Genomic DNA, 16294 nt, shown 5'->3' with positions numbered 1-16294 from the left:
ACCGTCTTGGCGGGGGGAGACAGAGGGAAGATTAAATTGGTATTAAAAGGAAAGGGCCGGCAATAAATTGAGGGGCCCGTTTTTTTTTGCCTTCAAATTACCTTTGATGGCTCACGTGCACGTTGGGCGGTCTGGGGTTGGGTGTGAGCCCAGTTTTCGGGGAGGTTGATGTAATCCACCAGTTCCCTGAGACGGCCATGATTTCGGGCATTGAACGCGAAAGCCAACCGCACCAGGTGGCTGTACTGCGCTTCGTCATGTTCCTCGCCGCTGTAAGCGTGTTGATGGAACTGGTCACTCAGGCACAGATCGGCGAAAGCCTCCTGCATATGCGCCATCGCCACGTCACTGAGCTTGTGATGCATACGAATCACGAACTGACGCTTGAGCCAGCGACTGGAGTGGAAGTTGCTGTAGAACTGGTTGATCTGCTCCACCGCCTCATCGACGTTATAGACCAGACGCATCAATTTCAGGTCGGTGGGCAGGATGTAGTGGTTTTCTTCGAGTTGCTGGCGAATGAAATCCAGGGCGCCTTGCCAGAATGTTCCGCCCGGCACATCGAGCAGCACCACTGGCACCAACGGGCTTTTGCCGGTCTGGATCAGCGTCAGTACTTCCAGTGCCTCGTCCAGGGTGCCGAACCCGCCAGGGCACAGCACCAGCGCATCGGCTTCCTTGACGAAGAACAGTTTGCGGGTGAAGAAAAAATGGAACGGCAGCAGATTGCCGGTGCCGTCCACAGTCGGGTTGGCATGCTGCTCGAAGGGCAGGGTGATGTTGAACCCGAGGCTGTGGTCACGCCCGGCGCCTTCGTGCGCGGCGGCCATGATCCCGCCACCCGCACCGGTGATGACCATCATGTCTGATCGCGTCAGGGCCGCGCCGAGTTCACGCGCCATTGCATACAGGGGGTGCTCGACCGGCGTGCGCGCCGAGCCGAATACCGTGACTTTGCGTCGTCCCTTGAATTGTTCCAGCACCCGGAACGCCTGCTCCAGTTCACGCAGGGCCTGCAGGGTGATCTTGGCGTTCCAGCGGTTGTGATCCTCTTGGGCCATGCGCAGCACGGTCAGGATCATGTCGCGATAAATCGGCAGGTTCGGGCTGTCGGGGGAAATCTGCTTGAGCTGTTCTTCGACCTTGCTGATGAGGTCGGGGCCGCTTTCCTGAAAATGTCGGCTGAGCAGGTCATTCGGTTGGTAAGGCATTCAACGTCTCCTTCTGCACAGAGCGGGTGGCCCTGACGTGCGGCGTCAGTGCCGCGCTGCAAAAACACACACTCGGCAGCTCCTTTTTCTGCCGTGAACAGGTGATCGGGAATACTTTGAATCTAGACCCTTGCGAGCCATTGCGCTGAGTTGATCTTTACGCCGCGCAGGCTTTCCTGGCAACCGTTGCGGGCTGGCTGGCAATGAATATTCACCACTCGTCCGAACGTACGCCGTAGAGCAATCACTCTGATTTACTAACCTACAGGCACTGTACGACAGCTTTGAGTCGGCAACCGTACGCAGGGTGCGCGCTTTTCAAGGATTCGCGGGTAGCAGGCATGGAGGCGGGAGAGATGGCCAGAGTGGTTCTGGAAATCGATACGCAGTTGTATCGGATGCTGAAAGCATCAGCCGAGACCAATCAAGTGAGTCTCGAAGAGGAGTGCTGCCGTCGGTTGGCAGGTGGAGAACGACGTTCTCGCTACTTGCAGGCCCTGGTGGCCGAATTGCGCGCCGAGGATGAACAACGGCGCGCCAATACCCGATGATTACTTCTTCTTCGCCGGGGCAGCTTTCGGGCAATCGGAATCCTGGTAGCTGGCCGAGCCGATGGCCTTGTTGGTTTTATATTCACTGAAGTCGTAACGCATGATCGCACCCTTGGCCATCAGCTTGCGGTACGACGGGTTATTGCACACCGAAGCACCCAACTGGAAATACACGGCTTTTGGGTCAGCGCGCATCTTTTCGGCGTGGCTGGCCTGGACGCTCAGGTGGTTGATCAGAGTAACGCCCTCAACGGTGTAGCCCTGATCGAGAATGTCTTCATTGATCGCCCGCGGCGTGCCGACGCTGCTTTGCTCGGCGATGTTGCGCAGTTCTTTGTTCAGATTCTGCTCTTTCAAGGACGCCGCTTGTGCGCTGAAGGACAACGCCAGTGCGATGGCCGCGGTAGGAACGATAAGGCGCAGCATGAAACTCTCCTGATTCAGTGACTGGTGGTTCGACCAGCCCCGTGGCTGTGCGTTCAGTGGCGCCGGATTATAGGGGAGCCGGTCGGGACGGTACAGGTTTGCGCTCGTCGCTCTGGTAAACTGCCGGCCTTTATTGCCTTGCCGAGTGCTGTGTGTGTTGAGTTTTCCTGCCATAAGGCGTTGCCCGTGATCCATCATGCCCCCAACGCCGTAGCCCGCTTGCGTGACCAGCGCGAGGACGAAGGTATCAAGCCGATTCAGGCCCGTGGTTTTCGCTCCGAGCGTTGCCGCGACTGCCGGGTGATCATCAGCCACTGCCTGTGCGCCTGGCGGCCGACCGTCGAAACCCGTTCCGGTGTGTGTCTGATCATGACCGGCAAGGAAGTGTTCAAGCCGAGCAACACCGGCTGGTTGATCGCCGATGTGGTGCGCGACAACCACGCGTTCATCTGGTCGCGCACCGAACCCGACCCGCGGATGCTGGCGCTGCTCAACGACCCGCAATGGCAGCCGTACCTTGTATTTCCCGGCGAATATGTAGAACCGTCGCGGGTGACCAACACCGTCGTGCCCGATAGCAGCAAGCGTCCGTTGTTCATCCTGCTGGATGCGACCTGGACCGAGGCGCGCAAGATTTTCCGCAAGAGTCCGTACTTCGACCGTTTGCCGATTCTCAGCCTGCTGCCCGACAGACTCTCGCGTTATCGCCTGCGCCGCTCGACCCGCAGCGAGCACCTGTGCACCGCCGAAGTCGCGGCTTTGTGCCTGGAACTGGCCGGGGACAGCGATGCAGCGTCGGCGCTGGACGCTTACTTCGATGTGTTCAGCCAGCATTATCTGGGCGCCAAACAACAGTTGCCGCTCAACGAGTCGACTCCGGCCCACGCCGAGCTCTTGCCTTATATACGAAAGCCGCAAGCGGTGTTGGCCCGATAGTGGCCCATACTTCACCCAGCGGCGGCCGTGCTGCTTGACCACCCCGGCTACGCTGGGCATGCTTGGCGCCGATTGGGGTGCGGCCAGGGTTTGAAACGCCGTGTTTGCTCGTGATTGGCGTTGAACGTGCCCCTGTGGATAGCGCTGTGCAGCGGTATCTCGAGTTGCTTTGGCGAGGCCCGAATGCGTCGGGTCTGCCATCAAAAAACAGGATCATTTGAAAAATGGCCACATACGACATCCTGATTGCCGATGATCACCCTCTGTTTCGTAGCGCGCTGCATCAAGCGGTGACACTGGGCCTTGGCCCGGATGTGCGACTGGTGGAGGTGGCGAGCATCGCCGAGCTGGAAGCGCGCCTGACCGAAAAATCCGACTGGGATCTGGTCCTGCTGGACCTGAACATGCCCGGCGCGTTCGGGTTTTCCGGTCTGGTCATGCTGCGCGGGCAGTACCCGCAGATTCCGGTGGTGATGGTCTCGGCCCAGGAAGAGGCTTCGGTCATGGTCAAGTCCCGGGAGTTCGGCGCCAGTGGCTTCATTCCCAAGTCCAGCGACCTGAATGTGATTCAGCAAGCTGTGCGCAAGGTGCTCGATGGCGATGTGTTCTGGCCCCCGCAGGCATTCGAAGCCGTCAGTGTCTCCGATGAAGCCAAAGCCGCCAGCGACGGCCTGGCCAGTCTCACCCCGCAGCAGTTCCGCGTACTGACCATGGTCTGTGAAGGCCTGCTCAACAAGCAGATTGCCTACGAGTTGAGCGTGTCCGAAGCGACCATCAAGGCCCACGTCACGGCGATCTTTCGCAAGTTGAATGTGCGCACCCGGACTCAGGCGGCATTACTTCTGCAACAACTTGAGTCAATTCCGAGCCAATAAAGGCTGGCGTCTTCACGCTTTTTTGACTTTTGTTGCTCTAGCTTTCCCACTCCTTTCTGGTTGGTTTTTACGTTATGTCACCTTTCAAGGGCCAGACCGGCCTGAAACGCATCCTCAACGCATCCGGTTACTCGCTGGACGGCCTGCGCGCAGCCTTCACCGGCGAAGCCGCATTTCGCCAACTGGTGCTGCTCAATGTGGTGCTGATTCCGCTGACGTTCTTCCTGAATGTCAGTCGCGTTGAACAGGCGCTGCTGATCGCTGTGTGCCTGCTGGCGCTGATCGTCGAGTTGCTGAATTCGGCGGTGGAAGCGGCGATTGACCGCATTTCCCTGGAACTGCACCCGCTGTCGAAGAACGCCAAGGACATGGGCAGCGCCGCGCAATTCGTGGCCCTGAGCATGATTGCCCTGGTGTGGGCGGTGATTCTGCTTTAAGCGATACTCGGCAAGACGATCTCGTCGCTGCGCTGCACCCCGGCGGTGAAGGCGCGGCACAGATCGAGAAACTCGCGCATGGCCGAAGTCTGGTATTTCTGCTTGTGCCAGATGAAGTAGAACTGCCGGGACAGATCCAGATCCGGGGTTTCCACCGCCACCAGGCTACCGCGTCGAAACGCATCACGCAGCGCCAGCCGCGAAATACAGCCAATCCCCAACCCTGATTCCACCGCGCGTTTGATCGCTTCGGTGTGCTCCAGCTCCAGGCGGATATTCAGCGCACTGCGATGGTGCCGCATGGCCTGATCAAAGGTCAGGCGCGTGCCGGAACCCTGTTCACGCAGAATCCACGCTTCGTGCGTCAACTCTTCCATGGTCGCGCTGCCACGTTTGGCCAGTGGGTGCTGCGGCGCGCAAAACACCACCAGTTCATCTTCCACCCAGCTCTGCACTTCGATGTCCGGATGGCTGCAGTCGCCTTCGATTAGACCCAGATCAATTTCGTAATGAGCGACTTGATGCACGATATTGGCAGTGTTCTGTACGTGCAGTTTTACCTGGCTTTCCGGGTGGCGCTGCATGAAGCCGCCGATCAACAGGGTCGCCAGATAATTGCCGATGGTCAGGGTGGCGCCCACCGAGAGTGAGCCGAAACCGGATTTGCCGTTGAGCAGGTCTTCGATTTCCTTGGACTGGTCGAGCAGTGCCACCGCTTGCGGCAACAGCTGTTTGCCGAGGGCGTTGAGGCTCAGGCGTTTGCCGGCGCGATCGAACAGCTGGCAGCTGGACTGGCGCTCCAGTTCGGTGATCGAGGTGCTCGCCGCCGACTGCGAGAGGTTGAGCAGACCCGCAGCACGGGATACGCTCTCCTGCTGGGCGACGGCGACGAAGACTTGCAGTTGACGAAGAGTAAATCGCATATCGATATAACCGATAACCCTTATCTTAATAATCCAGTTAACAGATATTGTCGTCGCTATTAGAATGCGATGCAATTGCGCACTGTTGGCCGCAAAGGCGAGCGCAGACCCAATATCCAGGAGTCCCACGTACATGAGCAACATGAACCACGAGCGTGTCCTCAGTGTTCATCACTGGAACGACACTCTGTTCAGCTTCAAGTGCACCCGTGATCCGGGCCTGCGCTTCGAGAACGGTCAGTTCGTGATGATCGGCCTGCAACAGCCCAACGGCCGCCCGCTTATGCGCGCTTACTCGATCGCCAGCCCGAACTGGGAAGAGCATCTCGAGTTCTTCAGCATCAAAGTGCCTGATGGTCCGCTGACCTCGCAGCTGCAGCACCTGAAGGAAGGCGACGAGATCATCATCTCGAAGAAGCCTACCGGCACCCTGGTGCTGGACGACCTGAACCCGGGCAAGCACCTGTATCTGCTGAGCACCGGCACCGGTCTGGCGCCATTCATGAGCGTGATCCAGGACCCGGAAACCTACGAGCGCTTTGAAAAAGTGATCCTGGTGCACGGCGTACGCTACGTCAACGAAGTCGCCTACCGCGAATTCATCACCGAGCACCTGCCGCAGAACGAGTTCTTCGGTGAAGCGCTGCGTGACAAGCTGATCTACTACCCGACCGTGACCCGCGAGCCGTTCGAGAACCAGGGTCGTCTGACCGACCTGATGCGCAGCGGCAAGCTGTTCAGCGACATCGGCCTGCCACCGATCAACCCGCAGGACGACCGCGCAATGATCTGCGGCAGCCCGAGCATGCTCGACGAGACCAGCGAAGTGCTCGACAGCTTCGGCCTGAAGATCTCGGCGCGTATGCGCGAGCCGGGTGACTACCTGATCGAGCGTGCATTCGTCGAGAAGTAACCCGCAATATCTGTGGGAGCGGGCTTGCTCGCGAAGGGGGGCTGTCAGTCGACGTCAATGTTGAATGGCGCACCGCTTTCGCGAGCAAGCCCGCTCCCGCACTGGTTTCGTGCTACACAGAAAAGCCCGCGTTGCCTGAGAAGGCAGCGCGGGCTTTTGCGTTTCCGGGGTTCAGGTGTTGGCGGGGATGACTTCCAGTACCCGGATCTGCTCCGGCGTCGGGTAATGCCAGCGCACGTCCAGATCCCAGAACTGCGCACCGTATTCGCGCTCTGGTGTCGGCGTCTGATACGCCGGACGCGGATCCTGCGCCAGGCACTGCTCGATCAACTCGACCAGAGGCTCGCCGAGGCGCTGAGCATGGCCGTGCGCCTGTTGCAGTGCGGCGTCCGTCCACCGCACGTCAATCAGTTGTGGCGCGGCGCTGGCGATGCTGTTGGAGGCGTCAGCGATGATGTCGGCGTAAGGTACATAGGGTTTGATGTCGAGAATCGGTGTGCCATCGAGCAAATCGATCCCCGAAATGAACAGCCGATTGGCCTCGACCTTGTCCAGCTTCACCACCGACTGCCCGATGCCATTGGGCCGGTGCGTCGCACGGGTGGCGAACACGCCCATGGACTTGTTGCCGCCCAGGCGCGGTGGCCGCACTTTCAGACGCGGCTTTTCTTCCAGCGCCTGATGAAACAGGAACAGCAGCCAGACATGGCTGACCTGCTCCAGCCCTTGCACGGCGTCTCCCTGATCGAACGGCGCCACCAGCTCCAGCACGCCACGGGCGGCGGGGGCCAGTTGCGGCTGGCGCGGGATGGCGAACTTCTCCTTGAAACAGGAGCGCACGAAGCCGATGGGGGAGACGTTGTAAGTCATGGTCTGGAGTCGAGGTGGGAGCGGGGTGGGGATGATAACCCGAGGTGGCCGGGCCGACGCCTTCGCGAGCAAGCCCGCTCCCACAGGGATCTCGAGTGGAGTCCGGTTTTGTGTCAGCCACAAAACCTGTGGGAGCGGGCTTGCTCGCGAAGGCCGCGCCGCCGATTCAGAGCTTGTGGCGCAGATCAGCCACGAACGCGCAGGGTCAAGCCCTTGAGGAAGTTGCGCAGCAACTGGTCGCCGCACGCGCGGTAGTTGGTGTGGCCGACCTTGCGGAACAGCGCGCTCAGCTCAGGCTTGGACACCGGGAACTCGGCTGCCTTGAGGATCGCGTGCATGTCGTCTTCCTTGAGTTCGAAGGCCACGCGCAGCTTCTTCAGGATGATGTTGTTGGTCACTGGCACTTCGATCGGCTGCAGCGGACGGCTTTCGTCCTTGCCGCGCTTGAACACCACCAGACCGTCGAGGAAGTGCGCCATGACTTCGTCCGGGCAGCGCACGAAGCCTTCTTCGTCTTCTTCTTTCTTGTCGAGGTACGCGACGACGTCTTTGAGCTCCACGTCCAGGCCGCCGAGCTTGATGATCTCGATGACTTTCTTGTCGCTGATGTCGAGCATGTAGCGCACGCTGCGCAATACGTCGTTATGAATCATGTGGGTAATCCTGATAATCGTTGTGGGCAGCACGCAGGCGCGCTGCCGGAATGTGTGGCGGCAGTGGAAGCTTTAGAACTTCTCTTTGCCGGACAGGTAGCGCCATTGGCCCACCGGAACCTTGCCAATCGACACGCCGCCGATGCGGATGCGGCGGATGCCGATGACCTTCAGGCCAACCGCTTCGCAGAACTGGGCGATGATCCCCGGCTGCGGGTTCTTCATGGCGAAGCGCAGGCGGTTTTCGTTCTGCCAGCTGGCCTTGACCGGCGGCAGCTCCTTGCCCTTGTGGGTGAGGCCGTGCTGCAGGCGGTTGAGGCCGTGGGCAACCATGTCGCCTTCGACCTCGACCACGTATTCCTGCTCGATCTTGGCCGCGTCGGCAGTCAGTTTGCGCAGCACTTTCCAGTCCTGAGTGAACACCAGCAGGCCGCTGGCCTTGGGCTGCAGATCGGCGCTGGCCGTCAGGCGCAGGAAGTGCCCGCGCAGCGGGCGTTTGCCGTAGCGGTGCTCGTCGCTGAGGGTGTCGGCGCTGAGCGACTGCATGGCGGTGTCGACATCCATGCCGGCCGGCACGTTGAGCAGAATCGTGACCGGCTCCGGCGCGGTGGCCTGAGCGTCCTTGTCGAGCTCGACCTTCTGGTCGCCGACCTTGAATTGCGGTTCGTCGATCACTTCGCCGTCCACGGTGACCCAGCCGCCCTCAATGAACAGCTCGGCCTCCCGGCGGGAGCAACCGACCAGTTCGATGAGGCGTTTGGAGAGGCGAATCGGGTCAGTCATGACAGGGCCGTAACAAAAAAGGGGTGGGCATTGTACCTGCCTGGCGCCGGTTAAGCCCGGTTCCATTTCGGTAGGTGGTTTTTTGTAGGAGTGAGCCTGCTCGCGATTGCCGTCTGACATTCAGCATTGATGTCGGCTGGTCCGGCGCTATCGCGAGCAGGCTCACTCCTACAAGGGTTCTTTGGTGTGTCAGGCGTGGCTTGAGCGCTGCTGGGGCCGCCGCAGGCGCATATGCAGCAACGGGTACGGCTGGCCCATGCCATCCACCTCCGAGCGGCCGATCACTTCAAAACCCTGCTTGAAATAAAACCCCAGCGCCTGCGGGTTCTGTTCGTTGACGTCGAGTTCATCGGCATTCAGATGTTGCATGGCGTAGTTGAGCAGTTTCTTGCCCAAGCCTTGGCCACGATACTCGGGATCGATGAACAGCATTTCGATCTTGCCCGCCGCCACCCCGGCGAATCCGGTGATGCGTTGCTGATGATCCCTGGTGCAAATCAGCATCACCGCGTCCAGATAACGGGTGAGCACCAGATTGCGCAGCAACTCGATGTAGCTGTCCGGCAGAAAATCATGGGTCGCGCGGACCGAGGCCTCCCAGACCCGGGTCAGTTCTTGATAGTCGCTGAGTTTCGGCGTGTGAATGACCGAATGCTGACGCATGCCCGATGGCCTCTTGTTCGTTTCAAGGGAGTCCTTCCCCCGGTAAACGATAGCCGTAAAAAAGCCCCGCATCTCGTAAAAAAGAGCGGGGCTTTTGATGACACGACTATCCCCTGTGGGAGCGGGCTTGCTCGCGAAAGCAGTGTATCCGTCGGCATATCCAGTGACTGATACACCGCCTTCGCGAGCAAGCCCGCTCCCACAGGTACTTCGTGGTGCTTAGATCTGCTCAGCCCACAGGTCGTATTCGTCAGCGTCAGTCACCTTGCACCAGACCTTGTCGCCTGGCTTGAGGTTGCTGCCGTTGTCGATGAACACGTTGCCGTCGATTTCCGGGGCATCGAAGAAGCAGCGGCCGACGGCGCCTTGCTCGTCGACTTCGTCCACCAGCACTTCGATCTCGCGGCCGATGCGCATTTGCAGGCGTGCCGAGCTGATCGCCTGCTGGTGCGCCATGAAACGCTCCCAACGGTCTTGCTTGACGTCGTCCGGCACTACTTCCAGGTCCAGATCATTGGCGGGCGCACCATCGACCGGCGAGTACTGGAAGCAGCCGACGCGGTCGAGCTGGGCTTCGGTCAGCCAGTTCAGCAGGTACTGGAAATCTTCTTCGGTTTCGCCCGGGAAGCCGACGATGAAGGTCGAACGGATGATCAGGTCCGGGCAGATCTCGCGCCAGTTCTTGATCCGCGCCAGGGTCTTGTCTTCGAACGCCGGGCGTTTCATCGCCTTCAGCACTTTCGGGCTGGCGTGCTGGAACGGGATGTCCAGGTACGGCAGGATCTTGCCGGCGGCCATCAGCGGGATCAGCTCGTCGACGTGCGGGTACGGGTAAACGTAGTGCAGACGGACCCACACGCCCAAGGTACTCAGCGCTTCGCAGAGTTCGGTCATGCGGGTTTTCACCGGCGCGCCGTTCCAGAAGCCGGTGCGGTACTTTACGTCGACGCCGTAGGCGCTGGTGTCTTGCGAAATCACCAGCAGCTCTTTGACGCCGGACTTGACCAGACGCTGAGCTTCGTCGAGCACATCACCCACCGGACGGCTGACCAGTTTGCCGCGCATCGACGGGATGATGCAGAAGCTGCAGCTGTGGTTGCAGCCTTCGGAAATCTTCAGGTAGGCGTAGTGACGCGGGGTCAGCTTGATGCCTTGCGGCGGCACCAGGTCGATCAGCGGGTTGTGATCCTGACGCGGCGGCACCACTTCGTGCACCGCGTTGACCACTTGCTCGTACTGCTGCGGACCGGTCACGGCCAGCACGCTCGGGTGTACGTCGCGGATGTTGCCTTCTTCCACGCCCATGCAACCGGTGACGATCACCTTGCCGTTTTCCTTGATCGCTTCACCGATCACTTCCAGCGACTCAGCCTTGGCCGAGTCGATGAAACCGCAGGTGTTGACCACCACCACGTCGGCGTCCTGATAGGTGGACACCACGTCATAGCCTTCCATACGCAGCTGGGTCAGGATGCGCTCGGAGTCGACCAGTGCTTTCGGGCAACCCAGAGATACGAAGCCAACCTTTGGATTGGCCGGCGCAGGAGTGGTGGACATGTCTAACCTCGGTGTTTTGTGACGTCGCTTGCCGTGTGGGAAAACCGACGGATGGGCGCTTAGGGTGCGCCTCTGATCAAAAAGTGCGCAATTCTAGCGATGAGCAACGCACTTGACCAGCTTTATGCAGGGAAATACGACGAGTGCTGCGCTATGCTTCGCGCCGTTGAGCTTTACCAATTTTTTACAGTCAACAAAACGTCTGTAACAACAGGTAAAACAGCGCATGCTGCACCACAAAGCATAGTGCTTCATTCAAAGAAGCCGGTTCGAGAATCAGGAGTGTTGGATGGGTCAGGCAAGTAGTCAGGCGGCGGGCGCCGAGCATTCGGCTGCAAAACCGCTGAGCATGCTGGTCGCGGCAGTCGGGGTAGTTTACGGCGACATCGGCACGAGCCCGTTGTACACCCTCAAAGAAGTGTTTTCCGGCGCGTATGGCGTGCCCGTCAATCACGATGGGGTGCTGGGCATTCTGTCGTTGATCTTCTGGTCGCTGATCTGGGTCGTTTCGATCAAATACATGATGTTCGTCCTGCGCGCCGACAACCAGGGCGAGGGCGGCATCATGGCGCTCACCGCACTGGCACGTCGTGCGGCGGGCAAGCGCAAGAGGTTGCGTTCGTTGCTGGTGGTTTGCGGACTGATCGGCGCGGCGCTGTTTTACGGCGACAGCATGATCACCCCAGCGATTTCCGTGCTGTCGGCGATCGAAGGCCTGGGCCTGGCGTTCGACGGCATCGACCACTGGGTGGTGCCGCTGTCGCTGGTGGTGCTGGTCGGCTTGTTTCTGATCCAGAGCCACGGTACGGCGCGGATCGGCATTCTGTTCGGGCCGATCATGGTCACCTGGTTCCTGGTGCTCGGCGCTCTCGGCGTTTACGGCATCAGCCATTACCCGGAAGTGCTGCATGCGATGAACCCGGTCTGGGCCGTGCGCTTTTTCATGGTTCACACTGGCATGGGCGTGGCGATCCTCGGCGCGGTGGTACTGGCGCTGACCGGTGCCGAAGCGCTGTACGCCGACATGGGCCATTTCGGGCGCAAGCCGATTGCCCGTGCGTGGTTCCTGCTGGTGCTGCCGGCGCTGGTGCTGAACTACTTCGGTCAGGGCGCCTTGCTGCTGGAAAACCCGGAAGCGGCGCGTAACCCGTTCTACCTGCTGGCGCCGAGCTGGGCGCTGATTCCGCTGGTGGGGCTGTCGACGCTGGCCACGGTGATCGCTTCGCAAGCGGTGATTTCCGGCGCGTTCTCCCTGACCCGTCAGGCGATCCAGCTCGGTTACATCCCGCGCATGTACATTCAGCACACCTCCAGCGATGAACAAGGCCAGATCTACATCGGCGCGGTGAACTGGTCGCTGATGGTCGGCGTAGTGCTGCTCGTCCTCGGCTTTGAATCCTCTGGCGCCCTGGCTTCGGCCTACGGCGTTGCGGTGACCGGCACCATGCTGATGACCACCATTCTGGTCTCGGCCGTCATGCTGCTGTTGTGGAAGTGGCCACCGATCCTCGCGGTGCCGGTGCTGATCGGTTTCCTGCTGGTGGACGGTCTGTACTTCGCCGCCAACGTGCCGAAGATCGTGCAGGGCGGTGCATTCCCGGTGATCGCCGGTATTGCGCTGTTCGTGCTGATGACCACCTGGAAGCGCGGCAAGCAATTGCTGGTCGAACGCCTCGACGAAGGCGCGTTGCCGCTGCCGATCTTCATCAGCAGCATCCGCGTGCAACCGCCGCACCGCGTGCAGGGCACCGCCGTGTTCCTCACCGCACGCTCCGACGCCGTGCCGCATGCGCTGTTGCACAACCTGCTGCACAACCAGGTACTGCATGAGCAAGTGGTGCTCCTGACCGTGGTCTACGAAGACATCCCGCGCGTACCGCCATCGCGCCGCTTCGAAGTCGAGGCCCACGGCGAAGGCTTCTTCCGGGTGATCCTGCACTTTGGCTTCACCGACGAGCCGGACGTGCCGCAGGCGCTGAAGCTGTGTCATCTGGATGAACTGGACTTCAGCCCGATGCGCACCACTTACTTCCTCAGCCGCGAAACGGTGATCGCCTCGAAACTCGAAGGCATGGCCCGCTGGCGCGAGGCGCTGTTTGCGTTCATGTTGAAGAATGCCAACGGCAACTTGCGGTTCTTCAATCTGCCGCTGAACCGGGTGATTGAGCTAGGGACGCAGGTCGAGATGTAGGCTCCGCCTTAATTGAAAAGCCCCCGTCGGCCTTTTGGCTGGCGGGGGCTTTTTTGTGCTTCACATAAACCTCTAACCCACTGCAAATCCCCTGTGGGAGCGAGCTTGCTCGCGAAGGCTGAGTGTCAGTCGAGACATGTGGTGGCTGATCCACCGCATTCGCGAGCAAGCTCGCTCCCACAAGGATTCTGTGGTGTCAGTGGCTTTCAGGCAATTCTTCTTCAGATTCGGTCTTCGTCCGCGCAGGTCGCGGCATCAGCGCTTGGATCACGTCATCAATCAAGGCTTTGCCCATCACGGTCAGGTAATGCGCAGCCCAGGCGTGACGGTCGGTGTCTTCGATGAAGGCAGCGTCTTCGGTGAATGATTTGGCGAGGGACAGCAGGTCGGAGGATTGGGACAGTGCTTCGAGAATCGGAATGCCAGAGCGGACATTGAAGAACGCTTGATCCGAGTGGTAGAGGAAGGGGTGCAGCCGATGGTTTTAACGTTCGCGGGTCCGTGCAGATCAGTTTCGGTCATCGTGTTACTCCTTGGTTCGAAGTGCCGTGACTTTCGTTTCCACACGAATGGGTGGCAGCTGTACGCAGGGTGGTAAACCGGGAGAGCAAAAAAACCGGCAGACCCGAAGGTCTCCCACGCACAGCCGCCATGACTCGGAATTGCAGACGTAAAAACACCTGAGTCGTGTTGGGAGCGTTGTTGCACTTTGCTTAGCCGGGTTACCACACCCGATCACTGAATTGGTCAGCGACCTCTGGAGAGTATCCCGTCGAAAACAGCGCAACAGAGCGGCAAAGTGCCTAAACATGAGATTAGGAGTTTGCCTACAAGGTATGCGAACGTCATCTGATATTGCGACACCGGTAACCGGAATTAAGGTAGCGAGCAATCTCGGGGCAGGTGAATTCTTGAGTTGGCGCCACAGGAGCGGGGCCGAATAAAGGGCTTGACTATCGGATATTTTGAATGAGAAAAGTGTCCACGTTTTATGGAATGTGGACGCTTGGGGTTTTAAGCTTCATGAAGAGTCAAGACATTTTGCTTTTGTTCAAGATGGCCAGCCTTCACGCTCAGGAGGAAAACCTCCTTGGGGTAATGGAGTCGGAGTCAAATTCGAACAGAGTCGAGGAGTTGTTGAAGCCCTACGTGGTCAGTCAAATGACGGCGGGCGGTCGGGTGGGGCAACCATTGGTCACCTACTCCACCGACGGTGAAGATACTGTATTCCGTCGACAGGATTTCGATTCGCCCCTGGACGATGAGGCGGGGTGGGAAGGGTGGTCGGAGCCGGTAGCTGTTCCGCCACTGGCGAGCTGGAGTGAAGGTTACTCGTTGCGTGCGTTGTCTGCTGCACTTGGGCTAAGCAAGAGCGAAGTTTCAAATTCCATCGCCAGGTGTCGTGTGTCCGGGCTGCTCACCAATGACTATGACACCGGACTTCCAAAAGTTAACCGGCGGCAGTTGCTAAACATCACCGAACACGCTCTGAAATACTTTTTCCCTGTAAAGCCCGGGGCAATGGTTCGCGGCATCCCGACGGGTTTTGCAGCACCGGCACTGTCCAAAAGCATCAAAAGTGCTGGCGGACTGATTCCGGTTTGGCCAGATGCACTTGGAGCTGAGCGTGGACAGGCGATAGAGCCGCTCTACAAAACAGTGCCGGAAGCGGTGAAGAGGGACAGGATCCTTTACCACTATCTTGCGCTTGCTGATGCAATCCGCCTTGGAGGTCCGCGAGAGTGTGGTGTTGCGGTCAACATTCTAAAAGCAGGGATGGGACTGAAATAACATGTCATCCAACACTGATCACAACTACGAGCTTATAGAGTTTGTTGCTGAGGGTTTGGGAGAGGCGTTTCTCGCGGAGGTTGCCTTTGTCGGAGGTTGCACCACAGCCATGCTGGTAACTGATGCTGTTGTGCTGGACGACATTCGCTTCACCGATGATGTTGACCTGGTGATCGAGCTGGCAGGCATTGGCGCCTGGCAGCAGCTTACCGAACGGTTGGCGGCCAGGAATTTCAAGATTACTGGCGAGGATGAAGTGAACTGTCGTTTCCGCTTCAATGACATCGTCGTTGACGTGATGCCTTCTGATCCCGAGGTTCTCGGATACGCCAACCGCTGGTTTGTAGAGGGGCTGGCGCGGGCCAATAAATTTACGTTACCCAGCGGTACCGTCATCCAGATATTCAAACCTACCTATTTTCTCGCGACAAAACTGGAAGCCTTCAGTGGTCGTGGTGGTGGCGATCCATACCATAAAGACGTCGAAGACATCATTATCTTGATTGATGGACGTCCAGAGCTTTTAGAAGAGGTTCGGCAGGCGGAATCCGAGCTCAAGGAATTCATCACGGATGGAGTTCGAGCACTCAGGGTTCTCAGTGGCATTGACTATGTGATTGAAAGCTCGGGCTCGGTACAGGCCAATCCGGGAAGAGGACAAATCATTCATGGGCGCATGAAAGAACTGGGCAGCGCATGAAATACCACGTCAGATCGGTAGCAGGGCGAGCCAGGAGAACCAATCATGACTTTGCTGGAGCGCTCTGTGATGGAGAAAACGGCGTATTTGTTATCACGGACGGTACCTCGAGGGTTGGCAGTGGCCAGTTGGCTGAGTCCTTTGTAAAGGGTGTTTTAGATGTCTGGTCAAAACACTTTGATCACGGCCTCGATATCACTGAGTGCGAAGCTGTTGAACAGGTACTGCTTTCTATACTGGCCGACCTCCACCCCGTGTTGTTTGCAAGTCACACAGGCGCCACTTGTTATGTGGTGGGTGTCGCCGCTCATGGGAAACTCACGCTTGCGTATGAGGGTGATTGTTCGTGCGGTGTTGTGACGCCGGCAGGCGCGATCGAATGGATTACGTCGCCCCACTGTAAGGCTAACTGGAGGCGCGACCGTTCCCACTCCGAGTTGGCGCAAGATCCGGCTCGACACCGGGTGACTCGTTGCTTGAAGGCGAGTCGCGCACCGAACCCTGACTTTGTGTTTCATTCATTGACCCTAAGAGAGCGACTGGTATTTGCAACCGATGGCTTTTGGGCGGAGCTAACCGAGTTACAGCAAAGCTACTTGCTAGCAGCGCCGGATGGCAGCTGTATCGATGTAGAAGATGACATCACGTGGATAGATGTTCAGCTTTAGTCTCGGTATCGATAGAAGTTTCGACTGGCAGGAAGTGCTGCAAGTTTGCGTAAAAAAGCCCCCGCAACCGCGAGGGTGCGGGGGGTTTTTTTTTTGGGGCGGGTCGGCCGGGACCAGGGTTGTTGCATCCTTTCCATCCTTCCTCG

Annotated in this window: 17 protein-coding genes and 1 pseudogene; 9 read left to right on the top strand and 9 right to left on the bottom strand. The window is 58.9% G+C overall.

Annotated elements, in window-relative coordinates; all coding sequences use genetic code 11:
- Positions 1–92: 92 nt before the first annotated feature.
- Entirely contained in the window at positions 93–1211 is a 1119-nt protein-coding gene (locus LVD08_RS23410; RefSeq protein WP_097086513.1) for an LOG family protein, read from the bottom strand.
- A 356-nt stretch (positions 1212–1567) separates the two neighbouring features.
- On the opposite strand from LVD08_RS23410, the gene LVD08_RS23405 reads away from it, so the two are divergent.
- Positions 1568–1762: a hypothetical protein gene (locus LVD08_RS23405; RefSeq protein ID WP_027611087.1), complete on the top strand. Its 195-nt coding sequence runs from the start codon at positions 1568–1570 to the stop codon at positions 1760–1762.
- Here the strand turns inward: LVD08_RS23405 and LVD08_RS23400 are convergent, their stop codons facing one another.
- On the bottom strand, positions 1763–2188 hold the full coding sequence (locus LVD08_RS23400; RefSeq protein WP_027611088.1) for a PA3611 family quorum-sensing-regulated virulence factor: 426 nt from the start codon (positions 2186–2188) through the stop codon (positions 1763–1765).
- Between the two features lie 189 nt (positions 2189–2377).
- On the opposite strand from LVD08_RS23400, the gene LVD08_RS23395 reads away from it, so the two are divergent.
- From LVD08_RS23395 to LVD08_RS23385, 3 genes are all read left to right on the top strand, one after another.
- Positions 2378–3124: a tRNA-uridine aminocarboxypropyltransferase gene (locus LVD08_RS23395; protein WP_027611089.1), complete on the top strand. Its 747-nt coding sequence runs from the start codon at positions 2378–2380 to the stop codon at positions 3122–3124.
- A 224-nt stretch (positions 3125–3348) separates the two neighbouring features.
- Complete coding sequence (gene erdR / locus LVD08_RS23390; protein ID WP_027611090.1) at positions 3349–3999, top strand: response regulator transcription factor ErdR; 651 nt, start codon at positions 3349–3351, stop codon at positions 3997–3999.
- Positions 4000–4073: 74 nt separating this feature from the next.
- Entirely contained in the window at positions 4074–4436 is a 363-nt protein-coding gene (locus tag LVD08_RS23385) for a diacylglycerol kinase (RefSeq protein WP_003222276.1), read from the top strand.
- On the opposite strand, the gene LVD08_RS23380 is transcribed toward LVD08_RS23385, so the two are convergent.
- Complete coding sequence (locus LVD08_RS23380) at positions 4433–5359, bottom strand: LysR family transcriptional regulator (protein ID WP_025110814.1); 927 nt, start codon at positions 5357–5359, stop codon at positions 4433–4435. The two genes, LVD08_RS23385 and LVD08_RS23380, sit on opposite strands and share 4 nt — an antisense overlap.
- Positions 5360–5492: 133 nt before the next feature.
- Here LVD08_RS23380 and fpr point away from each other — a divergent pair, with 133 nt between their 5' ends.
- Entirely contained in the window at positions 5493–6272 is a 780-nt protein-coding gene (fpr, locus tag LVD08_RS23375; RefSeq protein ID WP_003222277.1) for a ferredoxin-NADP reductase, read from the top strand.
- Between the two features lie 171 nt (positions 6273–6443).
- Here the strand turns inward: fpr and tsaA are convergent, their stop codons facing one another.
- The 5 genes from tsaA to rimO form a co-directional block, all read right to left on the bottom strand.
- Positions 6444–7142, bottom strand: a complete 699-nt coding sequence (gene tsaA, locus LVD08_RS23370; RefSeq protein WP_098967523.1) for a tRNA (N6-threonylcarbamoyladenosine(37)-N6)-methyltransferase TrmO — start codon at positions 7140–7142, stop codon at positions 6444–6446.
- 185 nt (positions 7143–7327) lie between these two features.
- On the bottom strand, positions 7328–7795 hold the full coding sequence (locus tag LVD08_RS23365; RefSeq protein WP_247269374.1) for a DUF1456 family protein: 468 nt from the start codon (positions 7793–7795) through the stop codon (positions 7328–7330).
- Between the two features lie 72 nt (positions 7796–7867).
- Positions 7868–8578, bottom strand: coding sequence for an rRNA pseudouridine synthase (locus LVD08_RS23360; RefSeq protein ID WP_096795873.1), 711 nt, complete (start codon positions 8576–8578; stop codon positions 7868–7870).
- Between the two features lie 189 nt (positions 8579–8767).
- Positions 8768–9241 carry a GNAT family N-acetyltransferase gene (locus LVD08_RS23355; RefSeq protein WP_247269373.1) on the bottom strand — a complete coding sequence of 158 codons (474 nt, stop codon included), beginning with the start codon at positions 9239–9241 and terminating at the stop codon, positions 8768–8770.
- Between the two features lie 219 nt (positions 9242–9460).
- Positions 9461–10798: a 30S ribosomal protein S12 methylthiotransferase RimO gene (rimO, locus tag LVD08_RS23350; protein WP_003222282.1), complete on the bottom strand. Its 1338-nt coding sequence runs from the start codon at positions 10796–10798 to the stop codon at positions 9461–9463.
- Between the two features lie 349 nt (positions 10799–11147).
- On the opposite strand from rimO, the gene LVD08_RS23345 reads away from it, so the two are divergent.
- Positions 11148–12989, top strand: coding sequence for a potassium transporter Kup (locus LVD08_RS23345; RefSeq protein ID WP_408980434.1), 1842 nt, complete (start codon positions 11148–11150; stop codon positions 12987–12989).
- Positions 12990–13185: 196 nt separating this feature from the next.
- Here the strand turns inward: LVD08_RS23345 and LVD08_RS23335 are convergent.
- Positions 13186–13511, bottom strand: a pseudogene (locus LVD08_RS23335) (DUF3077 domain-containing protein).
- Positions 13512–13985: 474 nt separating this feature from the next.
- Here LVD08_RS23335 and LVD08_RS23330 point away from each other — a divergent pair.
- From LVD08_RS23330 to LVD08_RS23320, 3 genes are read left to right on the top strand one after another with little or no spacing between them, the layout of a single operon-like run.
- On the top strand, positions 13986–14780 hold the full coding sequence (locus LVD08_RS23330; RefSeq protein WP_431061462.1) for a MarR family transcriptional regulator: 795 nt from the start codon (positions 13986–13988) through the stop codon (positions 14778–14780).
- Between the two features lies 1 nt (position 14781).
- On the top strand, positions 14782–15480 hold the full coding sequence (locus LVD08_RS23325; protein WP_247269371.1) for a hypothetical protein: 699 nt from the start codon (positions 14782–14784) through the stop codon (positions 15478–15480).
- Entirely contained in the window at positions 15477–16148 is a 672-nt protein-coding gene (locus LVD08_RS23320; protein WP_247269370.1) for a PP2C family protein-serine/threonine phosphatase, read from the top strand. The genes LVD08_RS23325 and LVD08_RS23320 overlap by 4 nt, the downstream gene beginning before the upstream one ends.
- Positions 16149–16294 lie beyond the last annotated feature (146 nt).

Origin of the sequence: Pseudomonas sp. YL2 (assembly GCF_023063025.1) — a bacterium.
Lineage (GTDB): Bacteria > Pseudomonadota > Gammaproteobacteria > Pseudomonadales > Pseudomonadaceae > Aquipseudomonas > Aquipseudomonas putida_A.
The sequence above is the reverse complement of the archived record's forward strand: the minus strand, read 5'-3'. Positions and strand labels throughout refer to the sequence as shown.

What these genes read in the sequence shown, in the direction of transcription:
- LVD08_RS23410 (WP_097086513.1), bottom strand. Translation starts at nt 1,211, where the DNA reads ATGCCTTACCAACCGAATGACCTGCTCAGCCGACATTTTCAGGAAAGC.
- LVD08_RS23405 (WP_027611087.1), top strand. Translation starts at nt 1,568, where the DNA reads ATGGCCAGAGTGGTTCTGGAAATCGATACGCAGTTGTATCGGATGCTG.
- LVD08_RS23400 (WP_027611088.1), bottom strand. Translation starts at nt 2,188, where the DNA reads ATGCTGCGCCTTATCGTTCCTACCGCGGCCATCGCACTGGCGTTGTCC.
- erdR (WP_027611090.1), top strand. Translation starts at nt 3,349, where the DNA reads ATGGCCACATACGACATCCTGATTGCCGATGATCACCCTCTGTTTCGT.
- LVD08_RS23385 (WP_003222276.1), top strand. Translation starts at nt 4,074, where the DNA reads ATGTCACCTTTCAAGGGCCAGACCGGCCTGAAACGCATCCTCAACGCA.
- LVD08_RS23380 (WP_025110814.1), bottom strand. Translation starts at nt 5,359, where the DNA reads ATGCGATTTACTCTTCGTCAACTGCAAGTCTTCGTCGCCGTCGCCCAG.
- fpr (WP_003222277.1), top strand. Translation starts at nt 5,493, where the DNA reads ATGAGCAACATGAACCACGAGCGTGTCCTCAGTGTTCATCACTGGAAC.
- tsaA (WP_098967523.1), bottom strand. Translation starts at nt 7,142, where the DNA reads ATGACTTACAACGTCTCCCCCATCGGCTTCGTGCGCTCCTGTTTCAAG.
- LVD08_RS23365 (WP_247269374.1), bottom strand. Translation starts at nt 7,795, where the DNA reads ATGATTCATAACGACGTATTGCGCAGCGTGCGCTACATGCTCGACATC.
- LVD08_RS23360 (WP_096795873.1), bottom strand. Translation starts at nt 8,578, where the DNA reads ATGACTGACCCGATTCGCCTCTCCAAACGCCTCATCGAACTGGTCGGT.
- LVD08_RS23355 (WP_247269373.1), bottom strand. Translation starts at nt 9,241, where the DNA reads ATGCGTCAGCATTCGGTCATTCACACGCCGAAACTCAGCGACTATCAA.
- rimO (WP_003222282.1), bottom strand. Translation starts at nt 10,798, where the DNA reads ATGTCCACCACTCCTGCGCCGGCCAATCCAAAGGTTGGCTTCGTATCT.
- LVD08_RS23345 (WP_408980434.1), top strand. Translation starts at nt 11,148, where the DNA reads ATGCTGGTCGCGGCAGTCGGGGTAGTTTACGGCGACATCGGCACGAGC.
- LVD08_RS23330 (WP_431061462.1), top strand. Translation starts at nt 13,986, where the DNA reads ATGTGGACGCTTGGGGTTTTAAGCTTCATGAAGAGTCAAGACATTTTG.
- LVD08_RS23325 (WP_247269371.1), top strand. Translation starts at nt 14,782, where the DNA reads ATGTCATCCAACACTGATCACAACTACGAGCTTATAGAGTTTGTTGCT.
- LVD08_RS23320 (WP_247269370.1), top strand. Translation starts at nt 15,477, where the DNA reads ATGAAATACCACGTCAGATCGGTAGCAGGGCGAGCCAGGAGAACCAAT.